We start from the raw sequence: 19,937 nt of genomic DNA, 5'->3' as shown, positions 1-19,937 counted from the left end.
CCCGGACACGGGCTCCGGTTCATGCGGTGGACGCGGCCACCACGGCGGGGACCGTCGGCGCGGTCCGCTCGGCCAGCAGCGGGCGGACCAGGTTGAGGACGGTGAACCTGGGGGTGCCGCCGGCGTCCCAGCCGGACGGGCGCACCAGGCCCCGGGTGCACAGCAGATGGATCGCGCTGAGCGCCGAGTCCCCGACGTGCCCCAGGCAGGCGAAGGCCTGGGCCATGGTCCAGGGGTGCGGCTGGGTGGCGAGCCGGTGCAGGATGTCGGCGTCCCGCGGGTCGAGCGCGTTGACGGAACGCTCCAGCGCCGCCCGCAGATCGCCCGAGTCGTTGCCGGGCGAGGTGGCGAGCTTGAACGGGTCGCGCCGCGCCAGGTCCAGGAGCTGGGCCGGCTCGTACAGGAGCAGCCAGGCTGCGGCGGCCTCGATCGCCTGCGGGATGCCGTCGAGGCTGTGGCAGATGCCGGCCAGGGCGGCCGCGGTGCGGCTGTCGGCCAGCGCCTCGCGCTCCAGGGAGCTGCGGCGCGAGAGCATCAGCTGCAGGGCGGGGCTGACGGCCGAGGCCGGCTCCCGTCCCGCGATGCTGACCGGCCGCTCCGACACGGCCAGCGGGAAGACGGGATGATCGGTGCCCGCGCCCCACTGCGAGCCCTCCCGGGCCTCGCACAGGACGTGCAGCCCCCGGCACTGTTCGAGCAGGCGGCGCAGCGCCGCCTCCGGGCCGGGGCCCACGGTCACGTCGTGCAGCACGAGCAGCACGTCGTTGGTGCCGAAGGCCGTTGCCAGATAGTCGAGTTCGGGATCGCCGCCCAGCAGGGCGGTGATGCGGTCCCGCACGGGATCCGCGGGCTTGCCCGCCGGTCCCGCGTCGGGTTCGACCCAGACCACCGGCATCTGGGCGGAGGCGTGCATGGCCCCGGCGACCTCCTGGATGAGCCGGGACTTGCCGACACCGGCCATGCCGACCACACGGATCAGCCGGTGTCCGCCGAGCTCGATGAGGTCCGTGAGGGCCTCGATGTCGCGCTCGCGGCCGATGATCGGTCCGAGCGCGGCGGGCGGCGGGGCCAGGGAGTCCAGCATCCCGCGAGGGAACGGCCCCGCGGCCGCTTCCTCGACTCTGGCCCGCTGGGCGCCGGTCAGCCGCAGGCCGTCGAGCAGCAGCCTGAGGGTCTCCCGGCGCGGGTTCTGGGTGAGATCGAGTTCGAGATCGCGAATCGCCCGGACGCTCACGGACGACAGGTCGGCGAGCTGACTCTGGGTGACGCCGATGCGCCTGCGTGCTGCTTTGAGTACAGACCCGAGACTCGGCGACGCCTGCTGGTCCACCGCTCTCGTGCACTCGTCGTGGTTCTGTGACGAATTCAAAGGTCCTCGCTGGTGTGTCCCTTGCCATTGAAGGCAAAACCATCGCGAATGCGCACTCCGTCGCATTTTCCCCCGAAAGGCGACGTCTTTGCCTCTGTCTGCGAGGCGGCAGGTCACTGAGGTCGCCCAACTTACCGGCGGCCACCTGGCTTTATCAACACCCTGGACAACGGTCGTCGCTCTGCGTACTGTCGTGTCAGCGGGGCAACACCTTGCCTGGTATCTCGAAGCGCGATCATTCTCGCGCTCGGTTTCCCCGATCATTCAACGTGCGTCGCGACCGCCTCTGGCGGATAACGCCGGACGCAGCGGCCTGCTCGGTCCTTCTCGGGAATTGATCCCTCCGGCGGGCGACGCACATCTCCCTGACGACTGCAATGGCAGTGAGTCGGCCACGGAAGGAAATACAGGCAATGGAATCGTCGCCGCTGGCGCAGGAAATCGCAAAGCTGTGGGGAGAATTCATCGAGGATCACGAAGTCGAGGTGAACGACAACTTCTTCGAGATCGGCGGCAATTCACTCATCGGTATCCGGATCCTCGAACGGCTGTCGCAGGAGTACGGCGTCCAGCTGTCCGTGCGCGATTTCTATCTCGCGCAGACGCCGGCTCGGGTCGCCGAGCTGATCGAGCGGGCGAAGGCGCTGGCATGAGGCTGACGCCGGGCGCCGGCCGCGACATCGACCTGGACGCCGTCGATCTCCTCGACCTGGACCTCTTCACCTCGGGCGACCCGCACCTGATCTGGGACGTGATGCGGGAGAGGGCGCCGCTGCACCACCAGACCCTGCCGGACGGCCGGGAGTTCTGGTCGGTGACCCGCTACGACGACGTCTGCCGCGTCCTTGGCGACCACCGGGAGTTCACCTCCGAGCGCGGCACGGTGATCACCCATCTGGGACAGGACGACGTGGCGGCGGGCGTGCTCCTGACCTCCACCGACCCGCCCCGGCACACCGAGGTCCGCAGGCCGATCGCCCCCAAGCTCACCGCGCGGGCGGTGAGGTCCTGGGAGGACGGCATCCGGCGCGCGGTCGTACGCTTCCTCGAACCCGCTCTCGACGGCACCCCCTTCGACCTGGGCGAACAGGTACAACGCCTGCCGGCGATCGTCACGGGCCCGCTCCTGGGCATCCCGGAGAAGGACTGGGACGAACTCGTCCAGCTGACCTCGATGGTGATGGCCCCCTCGGACCCGCACTTCAAGCTCGGCAGCGAAGCGGCGACGCTGGCCATCTCCCACCACGAGCTCGTCGACTACGTGACCCAGTGGGTCAAGCGGCGCAGGTCGGAGGGGGCCGACGAGGAGAACGGCAGCCTGCTCGACCACCTGATGAGCGTCCGCGCGGGAGACGCCCCGCTGACCGACGAGGAGATCGCCCTCGACGGATACAGCATCCTCCTGGGCGCCAATATCACGACTCCGTACACCATTTCGGGCACGGTGCAGGCGCTCATCGACCACCCCGAGCAGTACGCGAAGGCGGCGGCCGACCTCTCCCTGGTGCCCAACCTCGTCGAGGAGGGGCTGCGCTGGACGTCGTCCGCGTGCAACTTCATGCGGTACGCGGTGCAGGACGTCGAGATCGCCGGGGGCACGGTGCCGGCCGGCGGGGCGGTCGTCGCGTGGATCGGATCGGCCAACCGCGACGCCTCCCGGTTCCCCGACCCGCACACGTTCGACATCACGCGCGACGGCGCCAAACGCCAGGTCGCCTTCGGCTTCGGACCGCACTTCTGCATCGGCGCACCGCTGGCCCGGATGACCCTGCGCATTTTCTTCGAGGAACTGCTCCAGCGGTTCAGTTCGATCGAGGTCGTGGGGGAGACGCAGCATCTGCGGTCGATTTTCATCGCAGGGATGACGCATTTCCCCGTCGTCGGCCACAAAAGAGTGTGAATTCCGGACCGAACCCGGAAGTCCGGCCGACTGATCGGCCGATCACCGGGTAGGCGAAGCCTGCCCGCGTGCGCGCCCCGACGATCGCCGGGATTCCCCTTCAGCCGGACTCATTCATTCCGGAGCGAGGGGGAAAGCGGCAGCCGAGTGCCGGTGCGGTGGCCGACGCCGCCACCGACGCCGCACCGCCCAACAAAAGGGGGTAAGTCGGGCGCCCCCTAGTTGCCTCCGTTCTGCCTCATGAGGTGCCGGTGCCCGTCAACGGCGGGTTCTAGTTTGGATTTCCGGGCTCCACCAGGCAGGGCCACCATCCTCGAGCTCACCCACCTTTATCCCGACCGGAGCAATGATGAGCGAAACCTCCTTGGATGCGGCGGAGAGCGCCGCATGGCTGACCGTGCGCAGTGAGCAAGGGCGGCACAGCATTTGGCCCGCCGGACTTTCCGTGCCCACCGGTTGGAGCGAGACCGGGCACCGCGGCGATAAGACAAGTTGCTTGGAATGGATTTCCCGGAATTGGGTGGACGCGCGCCCGGCCGGTGTGGGCCGGGTGCAGAGTTGAGCACCCGCGAGGGCGGCCGCAAATGGCTCGTCCGCAATACCGACCCCGACGCGCGGGCCCGGGTGTTCTGCTTCCCGGTGGCCGGAATGGGCGCTTCCGCCTATGCCGGCTGGCCCACCCGGATCGACGACATCGAGATCTGCCCCGTACAGCTCCCGGGCCGTGAGAACCGGATCACCTCGCCGGCGCACACGTCCATGGAGGAGTTCGTCAAGGACGCGGCCGACGCGCTGCAGCCGTACCTGGACAAGCCCTTCGCCTTCTTCGGGCACTGCTTCGGGGCGCGCCTGAGCTACGGCCTCGCGGTCGAACTCGCCTCCCGCGGCGGCCCGTTGCCCGTCCAGCTCTTCGCCTCCTCCTGTCTGGCCCCGCACCGCGGCGGCTACTTCGGCGGCGGCCGCTCCGGCCCGTTCACGCCTCAGACCACGGACGAGGAGTACATGGCGGAGCTGCGGTACGGCTGCGAGCAGCGCGGCGAGCCCACGCCCCCGTCCGAACTGCTCGAACTGTCCATCATGGTGCTGCGCGCGGACATCGAACTGACCTGCGGCTACCAGCCCCCGGGCCCGGACAGCACCCCCCTGGACGTCACCACCGTCTCCTGGACCGGTGACACCCACATGCGTCCCGAGGAGATGGACGAGTGGGAGGCGTACGGAAACGTGCGCCAAGTCCTGCTGACGGGCGACGACTTCACCCACCGATCGGCACCAGCGGACCTGCTTCAGGTCATCGCAGACGGTATCCCCGCATGAGGAGGAACGCGCACACCGTGAAGACAGCTGACCGGACTGCCCCGGCCGCCCCTCTCACCCTCACCGAGCTCTTCGCCCGGTCGGCCGCCGAGCACGGCGACTCCCCGGCCGTGTCGGACGACTCGGGCCGCCGTCTCACCTACGCCGAACTCGACCGCGCGTCGGCCGAGTTGGCCCACCGGCTCATCGCCGAGGGGGTGCGCCGCGAGGACCGGGTGGGCATCCACCGCGAGCGCGACGTCGACCTCGTCATCAACATCCTCGGCGTCCTGCGGGCCGGCGCGGCCTACGTGGCCGTGGACCTGCGCTACCCCAAGGCCCGCCGCGAGCTCATGCTCCGCGCCGCCGACGGCCGCGTCACCCTGATCGGGCCGGGCGAGCGGGAACAGCTCGGCGCCGACGTGCCCACCCTGGTCTGGGAGTACGACGCCGAGCGCGCCGCCGGCGCGTCCTCGGCGGGCCTGCCCGAGCCCGCGACGCAGGACGCGGCGTGCGTGCTGTTCACCTCCGGCTCCACCGGCACCCCCAAGGGCGTCGTGGTCGAGCACCACAACCTGGTGCACTTCGCGGTGAACCCGCTGCTGCCCGAGCTCAGCCCCGCCGACCGGGTGGCCCAGATCGCCAACATCTCCTTCGACACCTTCCACTGGGAGCTGTGGAGCTCGTTCTGGTTCGGCGCCGAGATCGTGATGATGCCCTCGGTGCCCGACCTGGTGAAGGGCGACCCGGGCCGCGAGCTGCGCCGCCGCCGCATCACCGCGCTGCTCTCGCCGACCATGGCCTTCAACCACATCGCGGCCGAGGACGCCGACGTCTTCTCCTCGCTCCGCGTGCTGCAGACCGGCGGCGACGTCGTCCGCCCCGCCGCCTGCCGCGACGTGCTCGCCAGCAAGTTCAAGGGCCAGCTCGTCAATCTGTACGGGCCCACCGAGGGCACCACCGCGGCGACCGCGTACACCATCGCCGAGGTCGCGCCGGACGCGACGAGCGTGCCCATCGGCGCCGGACTCGCCGGCGTCCAACTCCACGTCCTCGACGCGCGGTTGCAGCCGGTGCCCAAGGGCACGCCGGGCGAGCTGCACATCGGCGGAGCCGGCGTGACCCGCGGCTACCTGCACGATCCCGCCCGTACGGCGGAGCGGTTCCTGCCCGACCCGTTCGGCACCCCCGGATCCGTCATGTACGCCACCGGCGACCTGGTCAGCGAGCGCCCCGACGGCGTCCTCGACTACCTCGGCCGCAACGACGACCAGGTGAAGATCCGCGGCTACCGGGTCGAGCCGCGCGAGGTGGAGCGTTCGCTCCTGGCCTGCTCCGGCGTCCTCGACGCCGCCGTACTGCCGCAGGGCGAGGGCCAGGACAAGCGGCTCGTCGCGTTCGTCGTGCCGCAGGGCAGGACCACCATGCCCGAGGTGCGCGCGTACGCCGAGGCGACCATCCCCGACTACCAGGTGCCCTCCGAGTTCGTCCAGGTGCCGGAGATCCAGTCGACCCCGCACGGCAAGCGCGACACGGCGGCGCTCCTCGCGCTCCTGGCCGACCGGGACCGGCGCCGCAGCGACTACGTGGCCCCGCGCACGGACAGCGAGCGCTACCTCACCGAGGTCTGGGAGGAGCTGCTCGGCACCGAGCGGATCAGCGTCAACGACGACTTCTTCGAGCTCGGCGGCAACTCGATGCTGGCCTTCCGCATGAGCCGCCGCATCAGCCGCGACCAGGCCAAGGGCATCAGCCTGCAGGACGTGCTCGGCAGCACCGTGCTCTCCGACATGGCGCTCGCCGTCGACGCGGCGCAGAGCAAGGGACAGGGCGAATGACGCAGATGCTGAGTCCGGCCCCCGACATCGACCTCAACGACACCGAGGCCTTCGTCACCGGCGACCCCCACGAGCTGTGGGCGCGGCTGCGCAAGGAGGCCCCGGTCCACTGGAACCCCACCCCCGAGGGCGGGTTCTGGGCCCTGACCAAGTTCGACGACGTGCTGATGGCCTTCCGGGACACCGAGACGTTCAGCTCGGAGCACGGCACCGTCATCGGCGGCTCGTTCCGCAACGAGGTCGACACCGCGTCCGGGCGCATGCTCGTCACCTCCGACGCGCAGCGCCACCGGCAGCTGCGCCGCCGCATGCACCGGGTGTTCTCCGCGAAGATGATCGAGCGGGTCACGGAGACGGTCCGCGAGCGGGTCGCCGTCGCGCTGGACAAGGTGTGGGCCGACGGCGGCGGCGACTTCGCCGCCGACGTGGCCCGCGAGCTGCCGGCCGGCGGTCTGATGGCCCAGCTGGGCATCGGCCACGCCGACGCGCTGCACCTGCTGCGCCTCACCCAGACCATGATCGGCTACCGGGACCACGAGCACAGCCTCGGCATCGACCACGAGGGGCTGCGGCTCGCGACCGCCCAGGCGGACATCTTCGACTTCTTCCTCGACCTGATCGCCGACCGCCGGGTCAACCCGGGCGACGACGCGGTGAGCATCCTGCTCAAGCCGGAGCCGGGGGAGCGTGAACTCGACGAGGACTCGCTCCTGTTCAACCTGATGAACCTGGCCATCGGCGGCAACGAGACGACCCAGCACAGCGCCAGCGGCGGTCTGCTCGCGCTGATGGACGACCCGGCCGAGTGGGAGCGGCTGCGGGCGGACCCCAAGCTGATCGGCACCGGCCTGGAGGAGTTCGTCCGCTGGACGTCCACCGCCTCGTACGTGCAGCGGCAGACCACCAAACCGGTCGTGGTGCGGGGCGTCGAGCTGGCCGAGGGCGACTCGGTCACGCTGTGGACGGCGTCCGCCAACCGCGACGAGGACCAGTTCCCCGACCCGGACCGGTTCGACCTCGGCCGTACGCCCAACCGCCACGTCGGCTTCGCCAGCGGGCCGCACCACTGCATCGGCGCCGCCATGGGCCGCACCGCGCTCGCCGCCCTGCTCCAGGGCCTGCGCGAGCGGCCCGGCAGGCTGGTCCCGGCAGGCCCGACGGTCCGGCTCCGGTCGAACTTCATGCTGGAGTACAAGAGCGTGCCCGTCGGGGTGACCGCGGCATGACCGTCATGACCCGCTGGACCCTGCAGCCCGTGCCGGACGACGGGGACTACCTGGTCTTCGGCGTGCCGTACGCGGGCACCGGGGCCTCGTCGTTCAAGGCGTGGCCGCGGGAGCTCGGCGCCGGCCGGTTCTGCGCCGTGCAGCCGCCGGGCCGCGAGAACCGGTTCGGCGAGGAGAACGTCATCAGCCACCAGGAGTTCGCCGAGGGCCTGGTGGCGGAGATCGCCGACCGGCTCGACCGGCCGTACGCGCTGATCGGGCACTGCGGTGCCGTGCCGTTCCTGCTGCAGACCGCGGCCCATCTGGAGAAGCAGGGCCTGCCGGCTCCCCGGCGGATCTTCGCCTCCGGGTGGGGCGCCCCGCACCGGGGGCTCTACGGCAAGCTGAACTTCGTCGACCTGGACGAGGTCGACATGGCCGCCGAGATCGAGGAACGCAGCACCGCGCTCGGCTACCAACTGCCGGCTGAGTTCGTCGAGATGGCGGCGGACACGCTGCTCGCCGACGTGCGGCTGCAGCGCGGCTACCGGGCGGAGGCGCTCCCCAGCAGGGACGTCCCCGTCTCGGTGATCGCCTGGACGGATGACGCCGTCGTGCCCCGGGCCGAGGTCTGGCCCGGCTGGGACGAGTGCGCCGATGCCACGCTGCACGTCCTGGAGGGCGACCACTGGGAGTTCCTCCGCTTTCCCCGGGCGCTGCGCGACCTCATCGAGCACGAGATGACCGCCGTACGCAACGAGTAGGCCGCCACGGCGGACCGTGACGGCCAGAGCCCGCGCACGAACGCGGCGCGACGTGTCGCAGCGAGGCTGCGGAAACGCCAAAGGACCAGACATGCCCTTGCACGTGTTGGATCACCGAACCCCCGAGGACATCGACCAGTCGAGCCTGACCCTGACCGACCGGGAGCGCACCGAGGTGCAGGCCCTGGCGGAGGAGCTGCGCCGGTCTCCGGCCGTCGGTCCGGTCGACGATCCCCGATGGCTGGCGCGCGTACGGCAGCACAGCTGCCGCCTCCCGGTCCGGCTGCTGGAGGCCCTGCGCACCTTCCGTACCGAGCCCGGCCTCGGCGGCACCCTGCTGATCGGGAACCTCCCCATCGACGCACAGACGCTGCCCGACACCCCGTCGGTGCCGGACTCGGTGGAGCGCAGGGCCACCGTCCCGGCCGCGACGGCGATGCTCATCGGCCAGCAGCTCGGCGACGTGTTCGCCTTCCGCAACGAGAAGCACGGCGCGCTGGTGCACAACGTCGTGCCGGTCCCGGCGCTGGCCGACTCGCAGAGCAACGCCGGTTCCGTCGAGCTCGAACTGCACAACGAGAACGCCTTCCACCCGCACCGGCCGGACCTCATCGGGCTGCTGTGCCTGCGCAGCGACCACGAGGGCACGGCGGGCACCTCGTTCTCCTCGATCCGCAGGGCGCGGGTGCTGCTCGACGACGCCGACCTCGCGGTGCTGCGCCAGCCGCGATTCGTCACCGAGGCGCCGCCGTCGTTCCGCTCGGGCGACGCGACCGTCGCGCACCGCGTCCTGAACGGCTCCTCCGACGACCCGGACATCCAGGTCGACTTCAACGCGACCCGGGCCACCGACGAGGAGGCCGCCGCGGCGCTGGGCAGGCTCGGCGACGCGCTGACCGAGGTGGCGTCGAAGCTGGTGCTGCGCCCGGGTGACATGGCCTTTCTCGACAACCGCCTCGTGGTGCACGGCCGCACCGAGTTCACCCCGCGCTACGACGGCAGGGACCGCTGGCTCCACCGGGTCTACGTCCATCTGGACGGGCGGCGCAGCCTGTCGCACCGGATCGGCCCCGGACCCGTACTGGCCTAGGGCCCGTCCCAGTCAACCGCCCCGCGAGACTTCCGAAAAGGACACCGCACATGAACGCGACGGAGACGGCCGCCGACCCGTCGGCCGGCCCGGTGGAACCGAGCCTGGTGCGACACATACTCCTGGACATCTGGAGCACCACGCTCAAGCACGACGTGAGCGTGCACGACAACTTCTTCCAGGCCGGCGGCGACTCGCTGACGGCCCTCGCGACCATCGAGCAGATCAACCAGCGCCTCGGCTGGCAGCTCAACATGGGCGACCTGATGCGGTTCCAGTCCATCGCCGCGCTGAGCGCGGAGAAGGCGCAGCCGCAGGCCGCCAACGCCGAGCACGCGCTGATCCGGATGAGCAACCAGGGCTCGCGCACGCCGATCGTCTTCGTCCACGCCGGGCACGGCATGGTTGACGGCTACGGCCGGCTGATCCGGGAGCTGGGCACGGACCGCGCCTGCTACGGGCTGCAGTCGCCCCTCCTTGTCGAGGGCGCCTCGGGCGTGCCGGACGACATCCAGGGCCTGGCCGAGCTCTACGCGGACGTGCTGCAGGACGAGTTCGGCGAGGACGAGTTCCACCTCTTCGGCTCCTGCGCCGGCGGCGCGATCTGCGTGGAACTCGGCCGCATGGCCGCCGACCGCGGGCTCAGCATCGGCCGGACGGTCGTGGTCGACGGCTACCTCGAACTGAACCCGGCCAGTGTGATGTCCGACGACGAGCTGCTCGTGGACTTCTACGAGGGTGTCCTGCGCATGTCGGGGACGACGGAGCAGTTCCCCGGGATGACGCCGGAGAACGCCGACCTGGAGGTGGCGCTGCGCAACTCGGCCGCCGCGATGTTCGGCACCGGCCTGGGCTTCGACGACCGGGCCGAGGCGTTCTGCCGCCGCCTCTACACCTCCTTCATCAACACCTCGCAGGCGCTGGCCTCGTACCGTCCCGAGCCCGCGGACGTCGACCTGCTCATGCTGCTCGCCAAGGACAACTACACGCTGGACGACTGGCGTTCGGTCATCAAGGGCGAGCTGACGGCGGAGGTCCTGGACTCCGAGTTCTACGGCCAGCGGCTCTGCATCGAGGAGGCCTCCTACCTCGCGGCCCGCACCATCGACTACCTGGGCGAGAACTGAGCGGCATGGACAGTACAGCCACCAACCCGTTCGAGGACGCCGCCGGCGTGTACCTCGTGCTGCGCAACACCGCCGGCGAGTACTCCCTGTGGCCGGACTTCGCCGAGGTGCCGGCCGGCTGGAACACCGTCTTCGGCCCCGGGCCGCGGGCGGCCTGCGCCGAGCACATCGAGCGGAACTGGACGGACCTGGCGCCCGCGCGCCGGGGCGTCACGTCGGGGGAAGTGGCTTCATGACCACGCAAGTGCGGCGCTCGGACGCCGACGCCAGGGGAGCGGCACCGGCGACCGGTCTCGTCGCCCGGTTCGAGGAGCGGGCCGCGCGCGCCCCGCACGCGCCCGCCCTGATCGCCGGGGACGCCGTCGTGACGTACGGCGAGCTCGACGCGCGGGCCGAGCGGGTGGCGCGCCGGCTCCGCGCGCGCGGGGTCGGCCCGGAGGACGTCGTCGGGGTGCTCCTGCCGACCTCCCCCGACCTGGTCGCCGCGCTCCTCGGCACGCTCAAGGCCGGGGCGATGTATCTGCCCCTTGACCCCAACTACCCGCCGGACCGGCTCGCGTACATGGTGGCCGACGCCGCGCCGCGCGCGCTGCTCACCAGCGAGGACACGGCGGCCGCGCTCGACGGCCCGCTCGTGGCGGGGGCGGGCGCGGTCCTGTACCTGGACGGCCGGGCGGAGGACGTACGGGACCCGGCTCCGGACGACCGTGCCGGTGCCGATACCGGTACGGGTACCGATACCGGCACCGGCGCCAGTACCGCATACGAGCCGGACCGCGGCGCCTACACCATCTACACCTCGGGTTCGACGGGCCGACCCAAGGGCGTCGTCGTCACGCACCGTTCCCTGACGAACTTCCTGGACTGCCTCTCGGACCGGTTCCAGGTGCACTCCGGTGACGTGGTGTTCTCCACCACCTCGATCTCCTTCGACATCGCAGGGCTTGAGCTGTACCTGCCGCTGGTGAACGGCGCCGTGGTGCATCTGGTGCCGCGTGAGACCGCCGTGGACGGGGTGGCGCTGCGCCGGTACCTGGCCGAGGCCGGGCCCACGCTGGTGCAGGGCACCCCGGCGCTGTGGCAGCTGCTGCGGGAGGCGGGCTGGCGGCCCTCCGAACTGTCCGGCACGGCGCGCCTGTTGTGCGGCGGCGAGGCGCTGCCGCAGGATCTCGCCGATTTCCTCGCCACGGGTACGGCGGCGGTGTGGAACCTCTACGGCCCGACCGAGACCACCATCTGGTCGCTCCTCGCCCCGGTGGTCGCCGGGGAACCCGTCGCCGTCGGGACCCCGCTGTGGAAGACCGGGGTCCACGTCCTCGACGACCGTCTGGCGCCGGTGGCGCACGGCGAGACGGGCGAGCTGTACCTCTCCGGTGACGGCCTGGCCCGCGGCTACCACGGGCGCGGCGCCCTCACCGCGGAACGGTTCGTGGCCTGCCCGTTCGGCGGCGCAGGGAGCCGGATGTACCGCACCGGAGACCTGGTACGCCAACGCGCCGACGGCACCGTCGACTTCGTCGGCCGCGTCGACGAGCAGGTGAAGATTCGCGGCTACCGCGTCGAGCTCGGCGAGATCGAGGCGGCGCTGCGCCGGCTCCCGCAGGTCGCCCAGGCGCGCGTGGTGATGCGCGAGGACGGCCCCGGCCCGGCCCGCCTGACCGGGTACGTCGTACCGGCGGCCGGCCACGCCCCTACGGCGGACGAGCTGCGCCACGCCCTCGGCGCCTGGCTCCCGGCGTACATGGTGCCCGCCGGCATCGGCGTGCTCGACCGCTTCCCGCTGACCCCGGCCGGCAAAGTCGACCGCAAGGCCCTGCCGCCGGTGGACTTCTCCACCGCCGCCGCGGGCCGCGCCCCCGCCACCCCGCAGGAGCGGGCGCTCGCCGCGCTGTTCGGCGAGGTGCTGGGACTGGACGGCGTCGGCGCCGACTCCGGCTTCTTCGACCTCGGCGGCAACTCGCTCCTGGCCACCCGTCTTGTCTCCCGCGTCCGGGCCGAACTGGGCGTCGAGATCCCGATCCGTACCGTCTTCGACGAGCCCACCCCCGCGGCCCTCGCGCTGCGGCTCACCGACGCCGAGCAGGCACGGCCCGCCCTGCGCGCGATGGACCGCGGCGCCACGCTGCCGCTGTCGTACGCCCAGCGCGGCCTGTACTTCCTGCACCGGATGGAAGGCCCGAGCGCCACCTACAACCTGCCCGTCGCGGTACGGCTGACCGGGGAGCTCGACCCGGCGGCGCTGCGCGAGGCCCTCGCCCATCTGCTGCGGCGGCACGAGAGCCTGCGCACCCGGTTCGCGGACGGGCCCGCCGGCGCCGAACAGGTCGTGGTGGACGCGTCGGATCCCGCGGTGGCGGCCGCCGCCGACCTCTCCGTGCACGAGATCACGGACCAGGAGCTGCCCGCCGCCCTCGACATCGCGGCGGGGCACCTCTTCGACCTCACCACCGACATCCCGGTACGCGTGGACCTGTTCCGCACCGGCGCCGGTGAACACGTGCTGCTGCTGTGCGTCCACCACATCGCCAGCGACGGCGCGTCGCTGGCCCCGCTGGTGCGCGACCTCTGCGACGCGTACGCGGCCCACCGCGCGGGCACGGCCCCCACGGCGCCGCCCCTGACCGTCCAGTACGCCGACTACACGCTGTGGCAGCGCGAACTCCTCGGCTCGGCCGACGACGCGGACAGCCTCATGGCGAGGCAGGTGGCCTACTGGCGCGCCCAACTCGCGGGCGCCCCCGAGCTGTTGGAGCTGCCCACCGACCGCCCGCGCCCCGCCACGGCCACGTACCGCGGTGACGTGGTGCCCTTCGAGGTGCCCGCGGAGCTGGCGGACCGTCTCGCGGAGCTGGCCCGGCGCGAGGGCGTCAGCCTGTTCATGGTCCTCCAGGCGGCCCTCGCGACCCTGCTGACCAAGCTCGGGGCGGGCACCGACATCCCGCTGGGCAGCGTCCTCGCCGGGCGCGGCGACCGCGCCGTCGACGACAACGTCGGCTACTTCGTCAACACCCTGGTGCTGCGCACCGACACCTCCGGCGACCCGGCCTTCACCGACCTGCTGGCCCGGGTCAGGACCTCCAACCTGGCCGCGTACGAGCACCAGGACCTGCCGTTCGAGCACCTCGTCGAGGTCCTCAACCCGGCCCGCGGCACCAGCCACCACCCGCTCTTCCAGGTCCTGCTGGTCCTGCAGAACAACGTGGCCCCGCAGTGGCGCCTCGACGGGCTGACGGCCGCGCACGAGGTGGTGCCGACCCGCACGTCGAAGTTCGACCTGACCTTCGAGCTGACCGAGCGGTTCGACGCGGACGGACGCCCCGACGGGCTCGGCGCCGAGATCGAGTACGCGACCGACCTCTTCGACCGCTCCACCGCCGAGACCCTGACCGAACGGCTGCTGCGGGTGCTGCGGTCGGTGGCCGACGACCCGGACCGCCCGCTGGCCGCCGTCGACGTCCTCGGCCCCGCCGAGGAGCACCGGATCCTGCGGGAGTGGAACGACACCGGCCTGGAGCTGTCCGGGGCGACCTACCCGCAGCTGCTGGCCGAGCAGGTGGCCCGTACCCCCGACGCCGTCGCGCTCGTCCACGAGGACACCGAGCTGACCTTCGCCGACCTCGACCGCCGGTCGAACCGGATCGCGCACTGGCTGATCGCCCGCGGCGTCGGCCGCGACGACGTGGTCGGACTCGCGATGCGGCGCCGCCCCGAGCTGCTGCCCGCGCTGCTCGGCATCCTCAAGGCGGGCGGCGTGTATCTGCCGCTCGACCCGGACTACCCGCCGGACCGGCTGGCCTTCATGGTCGCGGACAGCGCGCCGCGCATGCTCCTGACCACGAGCGACGTCGTCGCCAAGCTGCCCGAGGAGGCGCGGCGGGTGCCGCGCCTGGAGTTCGACGACCTCGCCGCGCTGGACGAGGTGGCGCGCTGCCGCACGGACGCGCCGACGGACGCGGACCGCCGCGCGGAGCTGCGCCTCGACGACCTGGCGTACGTCATCTACACCTCCGGCTCCACCGGGCGCCCCAAGGGCGTCGCGGTCACGCACCGCGGCATCCCCAACCTCGCCCACAGCTACCTGGAGCGGTTCCGCCTGGCGGAGGGCTCGCGGTTCCTGCAGTTCTCCTCGATCAACTTCGACCCGACCTTCTGCGAGCTGTGCTGCACGCTGCTGGCCGGCGCGACCGTCGTGCTCACCTCGCCCGACGACCTGCTCTCCGCCGACCGGCAGCGCGAGGTCATGGCCAGGTACCGGCCGACGCACATCACCTTCTCGCCCACCATCCTCGGCGGCATGGCCGAGGACGCGCTCGCGGACTGCGGCAACGTGATGGTCGCCGGCGAGGCCTGCCTGCCCGCCCTGGCCGCCGCCTGGGCGCCGGGCCGCCGGATGATCAACGCGTACGGGCCGACCGAGGCCACCGTCGACACCCTGTACTGGGAGTGCGGCAGCGGCCCGGACGGCTTCGAGGACGCGACGGTGCCGGTGGGCCGCCCGCTGAGCAACACCAGTGTGTACATCCTCGACGCCGCGCTGCGTCCGGTGCCGCCCGGCGTCACCGGTGAGCTGTACATCAGCGGCGCGGGTCTGGCCCGCGGCTATCTCGGCAGGCCGGCCCTGACCGCCGAGCGGTTCGTGGCCTGCCCGTTCGGGCCCGCGGGCGCGCGGATGTACCGCACCGGCGACCTGGCGCGCTGGCGCGTGCACGGGGAGAGCGGGGTGGTGGACTTCGTCGGCCGCGCCGACGACCAGGTCAAGATCCGCGGGATGCGCATCGAACTCGGCGAGATCGACGCCGTGTTGAAGGACCACGCGCAGGTGGCACAGTCCGCCGTCGTCGTCCGCGAGGACACCCCGGGCCATCAGCAGCTCGTCGGTTACGTGGTCTCCCCGGCGCACGACGCGAGCAGCGAGCAGCACGGCCTCGCCACCGAACTGCGCCGCCACGCGGCACACCGGCTGCCGGCCCACATGGTGCCCGCCGCCGTCGTCGTCCTGGACGCGCTGCCGCTGACGCCCAACGGCAAGCTGGACCTGCGGCAGTTGCCCGCGCCCGACTTCGGGTCCCGGGCGGGACGGCCGCCGGCCACACCGCGGGAGAAGACGATGGCGGCGCTCTTCGCCGACGTGCTCGGCCTGGCGGAGGCCGGCGCCGACGTCCGCTTCTTCGACCTCGGCGGCGACAGCATCCGGTCCATCCAACTCGTCAGCAGGGCACGCGCGGAGGGCTTCCTGCTCACTCCCCGCGACGTGTTCCACGACCAGACGGTCGAGGCGCTGGTGGCCCGCGCCGCGCAGAACGCCGAGGCGCGCCCCGCGGAGGACGGCGCGGCCGTGGACGTCGACGCCTGGGAGAAGATCCTCGGGACGCCCGACCCCGCGTACCCGGTGTCCGAGGCCCCGCCTGCGAGCCGGGGCCGCCTCACCCGGCGCGTGGCCGGCCGGGACGCCGAGCAGCTGCTCACCGGTCTGCCGCACCTCTACCGCTGCGCCCCCGAGCACATCGCACTGGCCGCGCTCGCGCCCGTGCTCATCGAGTGGCGGCGCACGTATCTCCCGCAGGCCGGGGCCTGGTTGCGGCTGGACGTGGCCACGGCGACGCGGCCGGCCGCGCATCCGGTACGTCTCAACCCGGGCGCCCCGGACCTGGCCAAGGCCCTGGCCGAGCCGCCGTACCTGGCGCGCGTCCTGAAGCGGGTCAAGGAGCAGGTGCGGGCGGTGCCGGACGGCGGCCGCGGCTATCCGGCGCTGCTCGCCGACCCGGAGGCCGCGCGGCGGTTGTCGGCGTACGGGGCTTCCCAGGTGGGCCTGAGGCTGCTGCCCGCCGGTGCGGCCGGTGACGGCGACGGCGACGGCGTGCCGGGGGCCGGGGACGACGGCGGCACGGGCCACGCCCTGCGCGTCGATGTCCGGCCGGACGCGGACGGCACGGCCCTGGAGACCGTGTGGCACTGGGACGCCACCCGGTTCACGGAGGCCGCCGTGGGCGCGCTCGCCGACCGGTGGACGCTCTTCCTGGGCGCGCTGGCCGACCTCGCGGACCACCCGGAGCTCGGCGGACTGACCCCGTCGGACGTCCCGCTCGTCGACGTCAGGCAGCCGGCCGTCAACCAGCTGGAGAGCGACTACCCCGGCCTCAGCGACATCCTGCCGCTCGCCCCCCTGCAGCAGGGCCTCCTGCTGCACACCGCCGTCACCGGTGAGGGCCCCGATCCGTACCAGAGCCAGACCGTGTTCGACCTGGACGGGCCGCTGGACGCCGAGCGGCTGCGGCGGACCGCGCACGCGCTCCTCATGCGGCACGACAACCTGCGCGCCGCGTTCATCCACCGCGGCCTGCAGGCCCCCCTGCAGGTGGTGTGCGACCGGGTGGAGGTGCCGTGGACCGTGCACGATCTGTCCGGGCGCACCCCCGCGGAGCAGGAGCACGCGGAGGGGGAGATCCTCGCCGCGGACCTGGGCCTGCGCTTCGACCTGGCGGTGGCCCCGCTGATGCGCTTCACCCTGCTGCGCCTGGGCGCCGAGCGGCACCGGCTGCTCGTCAGCGACCACCACATGCTGCTCGACGGATGGTCGACGCTGCTGGTGTGGCAGGAGTTCTTCGCCCTGTACCGCGGTGAGGAACTGCCGAAGGCGCCGCTCTTCCGCGACTACTTGGCGTGGCTCGCGGCGTGGGACCGCGAGGCCGCGGTGGCGGCGTGGCGGGAGTATCTGGCGGGTGTCGACGGGCCGACCCGGGTCTGTGCGGCCAAGCCGGCGGCGGACGTCGCGCTGCGCGCCACGGGTGTCACGGTCCCGGCGGAGCTGACCGAGGCATTGCAACTGCGGTGCGCGCAGGCCGGGGTGACGCTCAGCTCGGCCGTCCAGACCGCGTGGGGTGTCGCGATCGGCCGGCTCACCGGGCGCGACGACGTGGTGTTCGGCAACACCGTCTCCGAACGGCCCGTGGACCTGGACGGCATCGAGTCCATGGTCGGGCTCCTGCTCAACACCGTGCCGCTGCGGGTGAGCCGCCGTCCGGGCGAACCGGTCGGCGACACCGTGGCCCGGGTGCACGAGGCGCAGCTGGAGACGTTGCCCCACCGCTCCCTCGAACTCTCCGAGATCCAGCGGCTGGTGGGCGCGGGCGAACTGTTCGACGCCTGTTACGTCTTCCAGAACTACCCCGCAGGAACCCTGGAGGAGACCGGCGCCGACGGGCTGCGGGTGCGGGAACAGGCGCAGGACCCGCAGGACACGAGGGGGCTCCCGCATTACCCGCTCAGCATCACGGTGATTCCGGGCCGGGAACTCGACATCACCGTCGGATACCACCCCGAGGTGTTCGACGACCACCAGATCAGTGCGCTCAAGGAGTCCCTCATCGGTACGCTCGAATCGATCGCGGCAGGAAAAGAATGAAGAACTTTCTGACAATGGTCCGCGAACTTCCGTTCGCGATGAAGGTCTTGCTGGCCTGCAACGCCGCGAGAAGCCTGAGTTTCTTCGCGATCCTCGCCTACATGCCCATCTACCTGTACGACACGGTGGGCATGAACGGTTCGACCATCGGCTATGTGATCGGTGGCAGCGTACTCGTCGGCACGATCGCGAGCGTGTACGGCGGCTATCTCGCGGACCGGGTCACGAAGATCAACCTGGTCATCGTCCTCGACATCGTGATCATCCTGCTCTATCTCAGCCTGACGGTGATCCACGATCCGTTCACGGTCACGGCCGTGCTGCTGCTCACCAATGTCGCCTCCTCGACCATGGGGGTCGCGGGCAGCGCCCTGCTCTCCGATCTGGTCCCGCCGGAGAATCGCACCAAGGTGTTCTCGCTGCGGTATTCGCTGCAGAACATCGGCGCGGCGGTGGGTCCTTTCCTGGGCGTCGCCGCGGTCGCGGTCGGATCCGGCGGACCGTTCGTCCTCAGCGTCGGCATCATCGGTGCTTCTCTGCTGCCCCTCATTCTCTTCCGCGGCCGGTTCCTGACCGCTGTCGGCGAGAAGCCGCATTCCGCGGTGGAGGAGCCGGCCGAAGAACCGGTCCTCGAGCGGGTCGAAGAGGAGAGCGAGGAGGAGACCCCCAAGTTCCGCCAGGTCCTCAAGGTGATGGGGACGGACCGCCGCCTCGCGTACTTCACCATCGGCGGCATTCTCAGCATCGTGGCGTACGGGCCGCTGCTGACCTTCATGTCGCAGTACCTGATCATGGTCGAGGACCGCGCCACCGCCTACGAGCTGGTCGCCTACATCTCGGCCGCCAACGCCGTGGTGGTCATCACCTCCCAGTACGTCCTCGGCAGCCGGCTCAAGCAGGACACCCTGCTCAGGTGGCTGACCATCGGCACCGCCGCCTTCGTCGTCGGGCTGCTCGCGATGTCGCTCTCCACGAACGCCGTCGTCCTCGTCGTCGCCGTGGCGATCTTCAGTCTCGGCGAGGTCATCGTGGTGCCCGCCGAGTTCACCTTCATCGACTCCATCGCGCCCGAGAAGCTGCGCGGCAGTTATTTCGGCGCACAGAACCTCATTCACATCGGCATTTCCCTCGGCCCGATCCTCTGCGGTTTCCTCCTCCAGCACTTCGCACCGGTCGTCATGTTCTACGTCCTGATCGCGATCGTCGTCGCCAGCTGGTGGTTCTACGTCATCGGCTGCCGGGCCACGACACCTGTTCGTGCATCAGTGAAGGTGGAGACTTCCGCATGAGCTTCGAGGAGATCACCCAGAAGACGTACTGCCCCTTCGCCAAGCCGTCGAAGATGGGCCCCGGAATCACCATCAAGACCGCCGACGTCAGAAGTGAGCTGAAGGAGCACCGGGAGGCCATAGCGGAATTCTTCCGCACCGCCGCCGAGCTCTCCCGCGACGGCATGATCCTCACCTTCGAGGACCCGTCGCTCGGCAGCACGCTGGACGCCCTGGTGGAACTGACGCGGTGCTTCTACACCACGCTCGACGAGATGTTCGTCAGCGTCTACATCCCCGACGATCCGCGGCCCGACGAACGCTGGTACGCGATGATCGAGGGCGAACTGTTCTTCGTCGTGTCCTTCGCCCCCTGCTATCCGGAGACCTCGCCCCGGTACACGTACGGCGATCAGCGGACCTATTTCCTGGTGCAACCCTGCAGCACGTTCGAGCGGCAGGCGAAAGCGATCGACAGGCAGCGCGTGGGAATCCAGCGCGCTTTCGCCGCGGTCGGCAAACCGTACGACGCGCGACTGGCCAATGTGCCGAACGACATGTTCAAGGCGGTCATGCCGATTGCCCCCCTCGACCGTCACATCGCGTGGTGGGCCACGGAAGACGACACAGCGGAAAAGTAGTTGTGGCGTGGGCGCGCACGAGACCAGAAACGAGACG

The 19,937-nt window shown here is 71.3% G+C and carries 14 protein-coding genes; 13 read left to right on the top strand and 1 reads right to left on the bottom strand.

What is annotated here, in order from left to right; all coding sequences use genetic code 11:
• Window positions 1–19 precede the first annotated feature (19 nt).
• On the bottom strand, window positions 20–1,435 hold the full coding sequence (locus ACZ6CV_RS17740) for an AAA family ATPase (protein WP_469251694.1): 1,416 nt from the start codon (window positions 1,433–1,435) through the stop codon (window positions 20–22).
• A gap of 347 nt (window positions 1,436–1,782) precedes the next feature.
• On the opposite strand from ACZ6CV_RS17740, the gene ACZ6CV_RS17735 reads away from it, so the two are divergent.
• From ACZ6CV_RS17735 to ACZ6CV_RS17675, 13 genes are all read left to right on the top strand, one after another.
• Window positions 1,783–2,022, top strand: coding sequence for a phosphopantetheine-binding protein (locus tag ACZ6CV_RS17735; RefSeq protein ID WP_362372718.1), 240 nt, complete (start codon window positions 1,783–1,785; stop codon window positions 2,020–2,022).
• Window positions 2,019–3,269, top strand: a complete 1,251-nt coding sequence (locus tag ACZ6CV_RS17730) for a cytochrome P450 (protein WP_469251693.1) — start codon at window positions 2,019–2,021, stop codon at window positions 3,267–3,269. Before ACZ6CV_RS17735 ends, ACZ6CV_RS17730 begins: the two co-directional genes overlap by 4 nt.
• A 346-nt stretch (window positions 3,270–3,615) precedes the next feature.
• Window positions 3,616–3,831, top strand: a complete 216-nt coding sequence (locus tag ACZ6CV_RS17725) for an MbtH family NRPS accessory protein (RefSeq protein ID WP_469251692.1) — start codon at window positions 3,616–3,618, stop codon at window positions 3,829–3,831.
• The gene (locus ACZ6CV_RS17720) at window positions 3,828–4,586 is read left to right on the top strand and encodes a thioesterase II family protein (RefSeq protein WP_469251691.1); all 759 of its coding nucleotides are present in this window, start codon (window positions 3,828–3,830) and stop codon (window positions 4,584–4,586) included. Before ACZ6CV_RS17725 ends, ACZ6CV_RS17720 begins: the two co-directional genes overlap by 4 nt.
• A 17-nt stretch (window positions 4,587–4,603) precedes the next feature.
• The gene (locus tag ACZ6CV_RS17715; RefSeq protein WP_469251690.1) at window positions 4,604–6,403 is read left to right on the top strand and encodes a non-ribosomal peptide synthetase; all 1,800 of its coding nucleotides are present in this window, start codon (window positions 4,604–4,606) and stop codon (window positions 6,401–6,403) included.
• Window positions 6,400–7,629: a cytochrome P450 gene (locus ACZ6CV_RS17710; RefSeq protein ID WP_469251689.1), complete on the top strand. Its 1,230-nt coding sequence runs from the start codon at window positions 6,400–6,402 to the stop codon at window positions 7,627–7,629. Before ACZ6CV_RS17715 ends, ACZ6CV_RS17710 begins: the two co-directional genes overlap by 4 nt.
• Entirely contained in the window at window positions 7,626–8,372 is a 747-nt protein-coding gene (locus ACZ6CV_RS17705) for a thioesterase II family protein (protein WP_469251688.1), read from the top strand. The genes ACZ6CV_RS17710 and ACZ6CV_RS17705 overlap by 4 nt, the downstream gene beginning before the upstream one ends.
• A 91-nt stretch (window positions 8,373–8,463) precedes the next feature.
• Entirely contained in the window at window positions 8,464–9,462 is a 999-nt protein-coding gene (locus tag ACZ6CV_RS17700; RefSeq protein ID WP_469251687.1) for a TauD/TfdA family dioxygenase, read from the top strand.
• 50 nt (window positions 9,463–9,512) lie between these two features.
• On the top strand, window positions 9,513–10,589 hold the full coding sequence (locus ACZ6CV_RS17695; RefSeq protein WP_469251686.1) for a thioesterase domain-containing protein: 1,077 nt from the start codon (window positions 9,513–9,515) through the stop codon (window positions 10,587–10,589).
• 5 nt (window positions 10,590–10,594) lie between these two features.
• Entirely contained in the window at window positions 10,595–10,825 is a 231-nt protein-coding gene (locus tag ACZ6CV_RS17690) for an MbtH family protein (RefSeq protein WP_469251685.1), read from the top strand.
• Window positions 10,822–17,991 carry an amino acid adenylation domain-containing protein gene (locus ACZ6CV_RS17685; RefSeq protein ID WP_469251684.1) on the top strand — a complete coding sequence of 2,390 codons (7,170 nt, stop codon included), beginning with the start codon at window positions 10,822–10,824 and terminating at the stop codon, window positions 17,989–17,991. The genes ACZ6CV_RS17690 and ACZ6CV_RS17685 overlap by 4 nt, the downstream gene beginning before the upstream one ends.
• Complete coding sequence (locus ACZ6CV_RS17680) at window positions 17,988–19,280, top strand: MFS transporter (protein ID WP_469251683.1); 1,293 nt, start codon at window positions 17,988–17,990, stop codon at window positions 19,278–19,280. The genes ACZ6CV_RS17685 and ACZ6CV_RS17680 overlap by 4 nt, the downstream gene beginning before the upstream one ends.
• Complete coding sequence (locus ACZ6CV_RS17675; RefSeq protein ID WP_469251682.1) at window positions 19,277–19,900, top strand: hypothetical protein; 624 nt, start codon at window positions 19,277–19,279, stop codon at window positions 19,898–19,900. The genes ACZ6CV_RS17680 and ACZ6CV_RS17675 overlap by 4 nt, the downstream gene beginning before the upstream one ends.
• Window positions 19,901–19,937 lie beyond the last annotated feature (37 nt).

This window comes from Streptomyces sp. NPDC041713, from assembly GCF_055591085.1.
The sequence above is the reverse complement of the archived record's forward strand: the minus strand, read 5'-3'. Positions and strand labels throughout refer to the sequence as shown.